The sequence below is a fragment of the Pauljensenia sp. UMB10120 genome (genome assembly GCF_030212035.1).
Taxonomy (GTDB): domain Bacteria; phylum Actinomycetota; class Actinomycetes; order Actinomycetales; family Actinomycetaceae; genus Pauljensenia; species Pauljensenia radingae_A.
In genome coordinates, this window is record NZ_JASODH010000005.1 from 108,237 (window position 1) to 120,646 (window position 12,410).

Here is a 12,410-nt window from a genome sequence, read left to right on the forward strand (position 1 = left end):
CACGGTGCAGGCGCCACGTTTGAGTGCGACATCGGATGCGGTTGCACCCGGTGCCATCCTCACTAAATCAGGAACGCGTCATGCGTCGCGAAGCTGTCAACGCTCCAGCCCCAGCAAGCGCAAGACCGGCCAGTGCCATCGCGGGCACCGATGCGCCGGTACGGGCAACGCTGGGCTTTGCACTGTATGCAGCTGGCTGCTTATTTTGCTCGTCGTGCTTGCGGGTCGTGTCCAGAGTTCCCTGAACAGCCACCGTCACATCGTCATCAGCACGCGCATCGTTATTACGTCCCCACGCGTCGACTGCAACATTCAGCTTCCTGTCCGCAGTGAATGCCTGAGCGACTTTCAACTCAGCTTCCAGAAAGGCAACTTGCGAGTCGAAGGCGCCAGTCCCGTCAAGGGTGGCCACGGACCGACCGTTGACTCGCAAAGCAGCTTTCGTGTAGGGCCCGGAGACTGCTGCACGAATCCTGACGTACTCACCCTGGGGAGCAACTTTCGCATCCGCAATGGCCTTCCACGACTGGCTCTCAGAGTCCCAGTACTCCACTCCCGCAACCGTCGGCTGAGGCTGATTCACTGTGACAGCAGCCAGTGCGTCCACCAGACCGGTGCCGCGGTATTCCTTGCCGTCTGGCGCCTCTGCGTTGTTCGGGTCGGCCAAGACCTTGTAGCGGCCACCTGCCTGTTCACGCAGAAGGTTTGCTGCCTGGTCAGCACTCAGCGTCGGGTTAACGGACCGCAAAAGTGCTGCAACGCCTGCGGCATGTGGCGACGCCATAGATGTACCGCTCTTCGATGCGTACAGTGCAGTCTCATCCCTCCAGTCGAAACCAAGTGGAATCGTTGAAAAGATTCTCGATCCAGGTGCGGCGACATCAATAGCATTCGCGCCGTAGTTCGAGAAGTATGAGCGAATGAAGGGTCCGTCAAGCGGATCTGAACCCTTTGGCTTTGCCACCGAAGAGACCACGACCACTCCGGAAACATCGCTGGGAAGGTCCACGCCTCCCACTGACGAGCGGTTCTCAATTGCAGCTCCAGCCACATCATTCGGGCTGCCACTGTCTGTCGTCGCGTTGTCAATGTCGCGATCGTCATTGCCGGCAGCCGAGATGTTGAGCACGTCGTGGTCGTGGGAGTAAGCAACCGCGCGAGTCACGGCCTCCAGGCCTGCAGCCTGGTTTTCTTCAGTGGGAAGCCAGTGTTCCCACGGATCGGTGAAGTATGAATTATTGGTCACCGCGATGTCGTGTTCTGCAGCCCAGATGAAGCTGCAGGTAACGTATTCGGGGTAGAACAGACCATCAGCGTTTCCTGCCTTAATCGCGGCAAGTTTCGCATGCGGTGCTACACCGTCAACGCCGATCCCATTGTGCGCTGCAGCAATCGTTCCGGCGACGTGTGTCCCGTGATCAGATCCAGATGTCGGGGAGGGCTGCCATGCCTCAAACGAGGTGTCAGGAATACCATTGTGAGAGCATCCAACGGATTTGCTGTGATCGATCTGGTCCTTGAGGTCTTCGTGAGTTCCATCGATACCGGAGTCGATGACACCGACGGTGACCGGCGCAAGCATGACATCGACGGCCGCTGCCTGGTCGGCACGGACAGCCTTCAGACCCCACGCTTTTTCGGATTGAGGATCGGGTGTGTACTCCTGGTCCAGTTCACTGTTCTTTTCAAGCTGGCTGCGACCCGTCATCCTCGTCGATGTGCCTGACTGCCCTGACGGGGCTGAGTCTTGAGCCGCTTCCACGACAATCTCGTCACCTTTAACCTTGGCGTAGCGGGTGGGTCCGACGTTCGTCAACGGCACCTTCTTGTCGGCCAGTGTCGTGCGCACGTGCTCCGCAAAGTTTCTGTCAGCTGTCTGAGCAAAGAATGAATCGATCTGCGGGTACTGCTGCAGGATCACGGCACCCGTGTCACGCACGGCCGCCACGGCAGAGTTAAACTGATCTGAACTGACGCCGCGCTTGAGGTTAATCGCAAAATTCTGGACGTAGGGAACACCTGGCTCAGGATCGCTCGCATCGTTCGCCTGGGGGGTTCCCTCGTCTGCCGCCCTGTCTGTTGCGGCCGGCTGGTTCGCCGCTACTGGCTGTCCTGACTGGGCGCCATCAGGTGACTGAGGGGCATCTCCAGATTGAGCAACTTCCACTTCTGCACCGTCGTCAGCTGGTGTTCCAGGCTGGGCACTCCCCACTCCCGTGACGACGCCAGCGCTGGCCACGCCAAGAGCAACCGTCACTGCTGTCAGCCGGGCAGCCCGCGTTACATTACGCTGCACACGCATTCTTGACCTCACTTTTACCATGTTGAAAGAAATCTGAGAATTTAACTTCAGATAAACCGCAGGTTAAGTCAGATGCATTCAAGAAAGACGCAAGGTTTCACATTCTGATTAGTTTGTCCACAACGTGATCACACACTACAGGTGTCAATATCTTCTGTTCTAAACTACGCCTGAACTGCCGCGACACACAACAACCCCTACGCAACACGCAGTTCTGCCAGTTTAAACGCTCTTTACTCAAATTCGTCCGGATGCGCCCCGATGCGGCCGCTTTCACTGTGGAGGGCATCGATCGCCTCCAAGTCAGTTTCCGGCAGGCTCACACCAGCTGCAGCCAGGTTTTCCTCCATGCGCTCAGGCGACGTGGTCTTGGGAATGACCACGCGACCACGTTGCATATGCCACGCCAGAACAGCCTGCGCCGCGGTGACACCGGCACGCTCAGCGATGTCGAGGATCACCGGGTCCTCGAGGTCGCGCGCCTGGCCCAACGGTGAGTACGCTTCGATGACCATTCCCCGGTTACGGGCATCGGACAATACGTCAGGCTGCGAGAAAGACGGATGAACTTCGGTTTGTAAGATCACCGGTGTCACGCCCGTCTCGTCGCGTAGACGGTCGAGGTGATGAGGCAGAAAGTTGGAGACGCCCAGCGCGCGCACGGCTCCCGTGTTGAGCATGCGGATCATGGAACGCCACGTTTCGACAAAAAGATCTTTCGAGGGAACCGGCCAGTGAATCAGATACAGGTCGATGACATCGAGACCAAGCGCACGTCGGGAATTATCCAGCGCCTCAATGGCTCGGTCAGCACCGTGATCGCTATTTTGCAACTTCGTCGTCACGAAAATATCGGAACGCTCCAGACCTGAACGTCGAATCGCCTTACCAACGCCGGCTTCATTGTGATATCCAGCGGCAGTGTCGATGTGCCGATATCCCGCCTCAATCGCCTGTTCGACCCGTTCTGCAGTTTCTTCAGGCGGTATTTGGTAGGTACCAAAACCAACTTGCGGGATGGTCATTCCCTGTTTCAACACAATGTCATTCACGTGAGAGGTCGAATCAGCCATGCATCGACCATAACGCACTGCGCCACTGGTGCAAGTGGCATTGACGTAATAGGGCGCACAGCTGCCAGTGATCCTGAAGCTTCACCCAGCTTCACGCAGGTCAGGCGAGGCCCACGTCGCAGGCCAGTAGATCTTCCACGCTTTGGGAACGCACGATTTCCTCAGCATTCCCGTCGCGCACGGCCACAACGCCTGGCCGCGGCACCATGTTGTAATTCGACGCCATCGACCAGCCATAGGCTCCCGTCGCCAGCACCACCAGCAGGTCACCGCGATGCAGGTCAGCGGGCAGGTCGACGTCCTTCACGACGATGTCACCGGACTCGCAATGCTTTCCAACCACTCGGCAGCGCACCAGCGGTGCACTAAGCCGCCGATTCGCCAGCGTGACGGAATATTCCGCGTCGTACAGTGCGGGTCGAATATTGTCCGACATTCCCCCGTCGACAGCCACGTAGCGGCGCACCAGATCGTCACTGACCTGCACGTCCTTCACCGCACCCACCGTGTACACGGTGACCGTTGTCGTGCCGATCACGGAGCGTCCTGGCTCCACGCTCACTCGCGGGACTGGTTCGTGATAGCCCTCAGCTTCTGCTCGAACGGTTGTAGCCAATTCACGCGCCACCTGCGCAGGTGTGGGTGGAATCGGGTCGGTTGACGTATAGGCGATGCCCAGTCCCCCACCCAGATCGATGTCATCGACGAGGACACCCAGTTCCTCATGAATCCTGTGGCGGAAAGCCATGACTATCCGTGCGGCGTGGGCAAAAGGCTCAGCCTGAGCGATCTGCGAGCCGATATGGTTATGCAGACCCACCAGCGTCAGGTTCGGAGCATCCAGAATCGCACGGACGACGCTCATCGCATCGTCTCCTGCCACCGATAGACCAAATTTCTGGTCTTCGTGGCTGGTTTGAATCATCTCGTTGCCACCTGCATGGATGCCGGTCTTCACTCGAACCATGACACGCGCTGTCACGCCGCTCTCGGCCGCAATGCGTTGAATCTGATCCACTTCACCAGGTGAGTCCACGAAGATGCGGGCAATGCCTCGGCCGTTACCAGCAGTGAGCGCCACACGGATTTCCTCGTCCGACTTATTGTTCCCATGCAGGCCGATGCGCTCGGGGTCCACGCCGCTGCGCAGCGCACTGGTCAACTCCCCGAAGGTGGAGGTGTCGATGCCCATGCCACGTTCAGTGGCGGTGCGGGCCACGTGGGAGCACATGAAAGCCTTGGCAGCATAGAATGCGTCGCCACCGTTCATGCCGTATCCGTCCCAGAATTCCTCGGTCATGGTGGACGCCCACATACGAGCGCGAGCCTGAAGGTCGCGGTCATCCAGAACAAAAAGCGGCGTGCCGAACTCTTCGGCCATCTCCGTCAGCGCGCACCCACCGATTTCGATGACACCATCATCTGTGCGGCGAGCTGACCACGGCCACATGTCCGCACGCTCGGAAGGCTCGGGACAGACGAGGGTACCAACGGTTGCTTTTGCTGGCACGCTGGGGATCAGAGTCGGGTCGTCCTGTGCATCATGTGCTGACATCGTGGTCCTCTTTCTCGATTCCTGGCGCTGGACAAGCTGCGTGCACTACATGCGCTCAGGGGCGCTCACTCCCAGCAGTGCCAGTCCGTTACGCAGAACCCGCGTCACCGCATCGTTGAGCCACAGGCGGGCCACGTGGGACTCGGTCACGTCCTCGTCAGCGCGAGGGGTGACGCGGCACTGCCCGTACCATGCGTGGTACGTTGCAGCAAGTTGTTCGAGGTAACGAGCCACACGATGAGGTTCACGCATTGAAGCGGCCTGCGCAACAAGCGCCGGGAATGTGGCGAGCACTCCGAGCAGTTCACTGTCGGCAGGATGGTCCAACGCGGACGGGTCGAATCCGGCGTCTCGGCTGACACCGTGTTCAGCTGCATTACGCGCCACGTTGCAGGTTCTGGCATGTGCGTACTGCACGTAGTAGACAGGGTTTTCGTTTGTGTGCGAGGACAGCAGGTCCAGGTCGATGTCCACGTTTGAATCCATCGATACGCGCACCAGTGAGTAGCGCGCGGCGTCAACGCCCACAGCATCCACCAGGTCATCAAGGGTGACGATCGTGCCGGCTCGTTTCGACATGCGCACCGGTTGTCCGTCCTTGACCAGGTTGACCATCTGGCCGATCAGGATCTGCATGTTGACACCTGGCTTGTCACCAAATGCTTCGCACATGGCCATCATGCGGCCGATGTAGCCGTGGTGGTCAGCGCCGAGCAGGTAGATTGCTGCGTCTGCTCCGCGGGAGTGCTTATCCAGGTAGTAGGCCACGTCGCCTGCGAAGTAGGCAGCCTGGCCGTCCGACTTGATGAGGACGCGGTCTTTGTCATCACCGTAATCGGTGGTGCGCAGCCAGACGGCGCCATCCTCGTCAAACACTTCGCCGCGTTCGCGCAGGATTTCGATGGCACGTGTGACGGCTCCGGAGGTGTGCAGGGAGTCTTCGTGGAAGAACACGTCAAATTCGGCGCGGAAGGCGCGCAGGCGATCCTTGATCTGCGCGAACATCAGGTCAACGCCGCGAGCGCGAAATGCCTCGACAGCCTCTTCATCCGGCAGTGTGGCAGGATCAGGCTCCCCTGCTGCCGCCGCATCGTGACGCACCTGGTCTGCGATGTCCTGAATGTACTGGCCGCCATACCCGTCCTCGGGCGCTTCCTGACCGCGAGCGCGCGCCACCAGTGAGCGGGCGAAACGGTCAATCTGGGAGCCGTGATCGTTGAAATAGTATTCGCGCGTGACTTCTGCGCCGCTCGCGCTGATCAAGCGGGCCAGCGAATCGCCCACGGCCGCCCAGCGTGCGCCACCCAGGTGAATCGGGCCGGTCGGGTTGGCCGAGACGTATTCGAGGTTGATATGCGTGCCGGCAAGTGAGTCGTTGCGCCCATATGCTTCGCCTGCTTCCACGATGGTGCGCGCAAGCTCGCCGGCACTGGCTGCGGCCAGTCGGATGTTAATGAATCCCGGACCTGCGATCTCAACGCTGTCGATTCCCTCGTTCTCACGCAGTGCGTCTGCCACGACGGTGGCCAGGGCACGCGGCGCGGTGTGTGCTTTCTTGGCCAGTTGCATCGCAACGTTGGATGCCCAGTCTCCGTGTTCGCGTTGCCGAGGGCGTTCCACGGTCACTGTTTCAGGGATATCAGCCTCATCCAGGGTGATGGTGCCGGCGTGGGCGGCATCGCGCACAATGCGCGTGATCAGTGCAGAAAGTTCTTCAGGCGTCATGGTTCAAGATTAGACGGCATCGGCACCGTGCTTCCACTCGTTACCGCACTGTGGCGCACCCCGCGTTCAATCTCTCATTGAGCGCCTACCTGTGAGCGCCCCGAACAGGACTCGAACCTGCGACCTTCTGCTCCGGAGGCAGACGCTCTATCCGCTGAGCTATCGGGGCCAACGCCTGTCGAGTTTAGCACTTCCGCCTGCAGTGGCGCTCCCCTGCTCACGCGCACAGCCAGTGGAAAGGATCACCCGGCATTTAGTCGCGCGTAGGCCGCCCTCGTGCATCGTTGAGATTGTCGAGGATGTCCGCGTCGCTGATGATCTCTCGTTCGTGACGACCTGATCGTGGGACGCGCTGTAGGGAGCGGCGCACCGTCACGATCGCCCACGCCATGAATGCGATGACAATGACGACCAGGATCAGAGCAATGATGGGGGCGACCACGGCGAGCAGTGAGATCCCCAGGGACGCCGTGTCCTCGCCTGCGGAGATGAACGGAGTGGCCAGGCCTGCGGTTGTCACATTGGCGATCGGACGTGCGGATGCTTTCGTCAGATGGACGACCAGCGCGATCACCAGTCCGATGACGATGGGCAGCCAGTTGGACGTGTCGGCAAAAAACGAGTCCGGGTCGTTGGTGGCAACCGTTTGTGCACCCACACCAGAGGCGAAGACAATGCCACCGGATGCCGGCCGAATGAATGTGTGCACGATATCGTTGACTGAATCGAGGGCCGGGATCTTGTCAGCGACGACTTCGACGACCAGAAGGACTGCGAGGATTCCCAGCGACCACCATGATGACAGCCAGTTCCACGCGGGTGGCAGATTCACCCACGACGTGAATTTGTCCAGTACGCCCATGATGAGCAAGGGAATGTACGCGTTCAGGCCGGCAGCACTTGACAGGCCGGTGGCAGTCAGAATCTCCATAGGTTGATTTTCGCACCGCCGGACGTCGCATCGCTACTTCTGTGTGCAGTAAACAAATATCAGAGGCGCGCGAGTTCCAGGGCCATCGTGGGCCGGTCGGTAATAATGCCGTCCACTCCCATTCGCCTGACGTGTTCAATATCCGCGGCAGCGTTCAGTGTCCACACGTGGACAGCCAGGCCATGTCGGTGTGCCGTGGCAATGAAACGCGGCGTGACCACGCGAATCCCTCTAAATGCCAGTGGCACTTGTGCGGCGAGCACTCCCTGGTCAGGCCCAGGAACGTTCCATGTGCGCGCACTTGAGGCGGTCGAAGCTGCGCCCATGAGCCTCGCGATCCCTGACATTCCCAGCGACGTGGAAGCGAAGGGGCGGGCGTGGCGAACGCGGCGCAGACGCGGCTCACTGAACGAGGCAAGGACAACTCGATCCCACGCCTCTGCCTGATCAATGACATGGATCAGCGGATCGACAACCTCATCAACCTTTGCATCAATGTTCCATCGCGCCAGCGGCAGTTCGCTCAGCACGTCTTCGAGTCGTTCAACCGGCTCACCGTTGGCCGTATCAAGGCTGCGGATCTGGTCGAACGTACGTTGCGCAATAGTGACCGGTTCACCGTGTGTGACCTGTATGGAGGGGTCGTGGTGGACGACAACGACACCGTCCAGTGTCAGGTGCACATCGGTTTCCTGGTGGATCACGCCCGCGTCAATGGCTCCGCGGAAGGCGCGCATCGTATTTTCGGGCCTCTCGTCAGCTCCGCCTCGGTGAGCGATGATGAGTGGTCCTCGCTCATCTGCCCGCTGGGAATTTACTGACATACCTGATCCAGGAAATGTGCCTGATGCTCCGGCATCCACTGCATCGGATCGACCGGCGTGTCATCTGCCGTACGGATTTCAAAGTGCAGGTGCGGCCCTGTGGACCATCCTTCATTGCCCACCGCACCGATCACCTGTCCGGCCGTCACGGTGTCGCCTTCCTTCACCAGCACGTCACTGGAACTCTGATGGGCATAAGCCGAGTAGTACACGGTTCCGTCAGGGAGGCGGTGCTCAATACGCACGTAGGATCCTGAGCGGGAGTCCTGGCTGAATTCGACAACCGTGCCGTCAGCAATCGCGTGGATTGGCTCTCCCAGCGTGGACGCCATATCAACGCCTTCATGCATGAGGAGCTGGCCTGAGATGGGTGAGACGCGCATGGAGAACGGTGAGGTCACTTCGTAGCTGCCCTGCTTCAATGGCCACATGACATTGGCAGATTCACGCACCGCACGGTTTCCGTCAGCGGCACCTTCTGCCTGCACACACGGGTCGACGTCCAGTGGCTGGCGTGCTCGTGAACGAGATGCGGCACCGGCGTACGCCTCGAGCGTCCCAGCATGCGTGGTCGTGTTTCCGATCGTCGCCCAGCTGGTCTGAGCAGGGCCGCTGTAGGTGGCTGCGACCGGCTGGTTGGACACATCCTGCGGGCTGAGGAATGCACTCAGCGGGATCGCAATTCCAATAGTGGCGACAGCCAGGACGCTGAGAGCCAGCGGTTTGCGGGTGCGTAGGCGGCTCGACGGCGCATTATTCTGCCTCGTATAGGCTGTCGTGGTGCGTCGCACGCGTCGTGAACGTGTTGGACGAGCGTGGCGATCAGCCCGTTTGGGCAGCGCGTCCAGTCCGACCAGAGCCTCATTTCGCGAGGTGTCAGCCGCTTCGTCGTCGATTGACGAGAGCGACGCGTCCGCATGCAGCGAGCGGCGAGATGGGAAAGGTGAGATCACACTGAGCGAGTCGATGGACTCAGGGCGTGTGTGCTGGTGGATCGTGCTGCGACGAGGAAACGGGGAGGCGATGGTGTGACCCTGTTCAGGTACCGTGTGTGGCGCATCGATTTGCGGTGTCAATTCCGCAGATCCCATGCCCGTTCCTTCCTGAATTCCACAGATATCGCCCTCGACGCATCGTCTTGTTGATTGCGCCGCATAGCACTGACGTCAATATAACCCGCGACAGCTCTGATCACAAAACTATAACGGCCTGTGACCGAGACTAGCTGATGCACTGCCAGATGGGAAGCCTAATCCGCGTGAGACGCACGGGTCATTCATCACATCAGGTCGCCAGTGGGCACCATCACGCACGTTGCACTCCCCCGCCGAGATCTCTGCCGCACAATGTCACCCGAGCTGTCCGCGCTGCAGGGAATCCCTGACTTCACCGACCAGGTCTTCGAGTATGTCCTCCAAGAACAATACACCGATGACTGCCCCCGATTCCCCCATCACCAGTGCACAGTGTGTCCCCGACTTCTGCATGCGTCGCAGGGCGTCTTCCACCTCGTCATTTTCATGGACGCGATCCATCTTCCGGATCCTCCATGCGGTGATCGGCTCCAGACGCTCCTTTTCAGTATCGGCATAGAGGATGTCCTTGAGGTGAATGTAGCCGATGATTTCGTCGCCGTCTCCAGTCACCGGGAAGCGTGAGAATCCCGTTTGCGCCACGAGGCGCTCGACATCGTTGGGTGTCGCGTCGCGAGGAACCGTGATCAGATCGTCGAGGGCGACCATGTCCGACTTTGCGGTTTCTTCAGAAAACTCGAGTGCTCCGCTGAGCAGTCCCAGGTCGTCCGAGATTGTTCCTTCGCGCTCCGACAGCTTGACGATCGAAGCGACTTCTTCGACGGTGAAGGTCGCAGAAATTTCCGACTGTGGCTCGATTCCGCGGATCTTCAGGAACCAGTTCGCTGCGTTGTCCATTGCATGAATAACACCGTGCAGTACGTGTCCCATCGCGACGAGCGGCGGAGCCAATATCAGCAGCGCGGTGTGCGGCATGGCGATCGAGATGTTCTTCGGCACCATTTCCCCGAACACCACATGCGCGAACAGGACGATCAGGAGGGCCACAACAAACGCGACAACGTGAGCGCTTGCTGACGGCATTCCGATTGCCACCAGCGGGTCGTGAATGAGGTGCGCGATCGCCGGTTCAGCAACGAATCCCAGTGACGTGGAGGCCACCGTAATACCCAGCTGGCAAATCGCCAGCATGAGGGAGACATGTTTGAGCGCGTACATCGCCTGCTTGGCGCCGCGCACGCCTTTGTCACGCAGAGGCTCAATCTGTGATCGCCTGGTCGAGGTGGTGGCGAACTCACCCGCCACGAAGAACGCGTTGATGGCCAACAGCAATATGGTCAGAAAGATGCCAAGTGCGGGGCTCATATCAGCTCATCCTCCTGCTCCTGGTCATCGGTCTGGGGAGGCTCCACTTCAATTTGCGTGACGCGCCGGCCCTGCATCTGCGTGACAGTCAGGCGCACACGATCGACCACCACTGTGTCGCCTGTTTCGGGGACGCGACCAATATTGTCAATGATCAGCCCAGCCAGGGTTTCGTAGCCGCCCTCGTCGGGGACGATAATTCCGAGCCGTTCGGCCAGCTCGTCGGGCCGCAGCCTGCCGGGCACCAGGTATGTGCCGTCAACCTGAGTGCGTATACCGAGGCGACGGTGATCATGCTCGTCGGATACCTCTCCGACGATTTCTTCCACGACGTCTTCCAGGGTGACGATGCCGGCAACTCCGCCATACTCGTCCACCACAACAGCCATCTGCAGGCCCTCTTCACGCAGGTGAAGCAGCAGCGGAGCAAGAGACATCGTCTCGGGCACTTTTGGAGCAGGATTGAGTAGAGAGGACGACAGGACGGACACGTCAGAGCGTTTCTCCCACGGCACAGCAACCGCGCGACGCAATGAGACAAAACCGAGCACGTCATCACTGTCATCACCAATGACGGGGAAACGCGAGTGACCAGTTTCCTTCGACAGTGCCACGACGTCAGCAGCTACCGCGTCGGATCCAAGCGTGCACAGCAGTCCTCGATCGGACATCACGTCCACGGCGGAGAGCTGACCGACTCGAATAGAGTTCGTGAACAAAGATGCGGTGGAGGTGTCCAGTGTTCCTTCTTCTGCACTGTGACGCACGAGGGCGGCCAGTTCGGACGCCGACCGGGCAGAGGAGATCTCTTCCTGGGGTTCAATGCCTATTAGCCGCAAAATCGCGTTCGCTGTGCCGTTGAGCAGGAAGATGATCGGTTTGCAGATCCACGTGAACGCCATCTGGAATGGCACCACCATACCGGCGGTTTTCAGCGGATGCGCCAGAGCAAGGTTCTTGGGCAGCAGCTCACCGAAGAGCATCGAAAATGCATTGATGAGCACGGCTGAGACGAGTACGCCGATTGTTCCAGCAATGGCGCTGGCCAATCCCACGGATATCAGGCCGTCGTTGATCAGTCGGGTCAGAACCGACTGAGTTGTATAGCCCAGCAAAATAGTTGTCAGCGTGATTCCGACCTGGGAACCAGATAGCTGGGTGGACAACGTGCGTGTGGCTTTCAGGACTTGTGCTGCGCGCTTATCGCCTGCTGATGCTCGCCGTTCGACGGATGCCTGGTCAAGTGCAACCAAAGAAAACTCCGAGGACACAAAGATGAAGGTGCCGAATGTCAGCACAACTCCGAGCAGCAAGAAAATGATGTCTAAAACCACGAGGCAACCTCATGTGTGTGCGACTGACTGGGCACACCGCTAGGCATCATTAAAGTGAATGTCAAGGGGCAACTGTCACTGTCCATGATGACCAATAGTGTACAGGCAAATGTTCGGGCATGAACAGTGGTGGACATGCGGCGCGGCCACCGTCGTAGCAATATGTAAAGGAATAGACAAGTATTGGGTGGGTATTTGGCCAGCACACGCACAGTTTGACAAAAACTCGATAAATTATCTCAATATCGAGAGACTTCCCCACAAAAC

Annotated in this window: 9 protein-coding genes and 1 tRNA gene; all 10 read right to left on the minus strand. The window is 59.3% G+C overall.

The genetic code is table 11. From position 1 onward, the window contains the following. Window positions 1-67: 67 nt before the first annotated feature. Window positions 68-2,296 carry a S8 family serine peptidase gene (locus QP093_RS06340; RefSeq protein WP_285015684.1) on the minus strand — a complete coding sequence of 743 codons (2,229 nt, stop codon included), beginning with the start codon at window positions 2,294-2,296 and terminating at the stop codon, window positions 68-70. 239 nt (window positions 2,297-2,535) lie between these two features. After that, window positions 2,536-3,375 (minus strand): aldo/keto reductase, encoded by an 840-nt coding sequence (locus QP093_RS06345; RefSeq protein ID WP_092648689.1) that lies wholly within the window; start codon window positions 3,373-3,375, stop codon window positions 2,536-2,538. A 100-nt stretch (window positions 3,376-3,475) separates the two neighbouring features. Then, complete coding sequence (gene lysA, locus QP093_RS06350) at window positions 3,476-4,930, minus strand: diaminopimelate decarboxylase (protein WP_285015688.1); 1,455 nt, start codon at window positions 4,928-4,930, stop codon at window positions 3,476-3,478. Window positions 4,931-4,975: 45 nt separating this feature from the next. After that, the gene (argS, locus tag QP093_RS06355; protein WP_285015690.1) at window positions 4,976-6,655 is read right to left on the minus strand and encodes an arginine--tRNA ligase; all 1,680 of its coding nucleotides are present in this window, start codon (window positions 6,653-6,655) and stop codon (window positions 4,976-4,978) included. A gap of 96 nt (window positions 6,656-6,751) precedes the next feature. Further along, window positions 6,752-6,824, minus strand: a tRNA-Arg gene (locus QP093_RS06360). Between the two features lie 84 nt (window positions 6,825-6,908). Continuing rightward, the gene (locus QP093_RS06365) at window positions 6,909-7,586 is read right to left on the minus strand and encodes a DUF4126 domain-containing protein (protein ID WP_285015693.1); all 678 of its coding nucleotides are present in this window, start codon (window positions 7,584-7,586) and stop codon (window positions 6,909-6,911) included. A 59-nt stretch (window positions 7,587-7,645) separates the two neighbouring features. Beyond that, the gene (locus tag QP093_RS06370) at window positions 7,646-8,410 is read right to left on the minus strand and encodes a glycerophosphodiester phosphodiesterase family protein (protein ID WP_092648699.1); all 765 of its coding nucleotides are present in this window, start codon (window positions 8,408-8,410) and stop codon (window positions 7,646-7,648) included. Then, window positions 8,401-9,501: a M23 family metallopeptidase gene (locus QP093_RS06375; RefSeq protein ID WP_285015697.1), complete on the minus strand. Its 1,101-nt coding sequence runs from the start codon at window positions 9,499-9,501 to the stop codon at window positions 8,401-8,403. The genes QP093_RS06370 and QP093_RS06375 overlap by 10 nt, the downstream gene beginning before the upstream one ends. Window positions 9,502-9,759: 258 nt before the next feature. Next, window positions 9,760-10,809 (minus strand): hemolysin family protein, encoded by a 1,050-nt coding sequence (locus tag QP093_RS06380; protein ID WP_070726401.1) that lies wholly within the window; start codon window positions 10,807-10,809, stop codon window positions 9,760-9,762. After that, the gene (locus QP093_RS06385) at window positions 10,806-12,143 is read right to left on the minus strand and encodes a hemolysin family protein (RefSeq protein ID WP_092648700.1); all 1,338 of its coding nucleotides are present in this window, start codon (window positions 12,141-12,143) and stop codon (window positions 10,806-10,808) included. The genes QP093_RS06380 and QP093_RS06385 overlap by 4 nt, the downstream gene beginning before the upstream one ends. Between the last annotated feature and the right edge of the window lie 267 nt (window positions 12,144-12,410).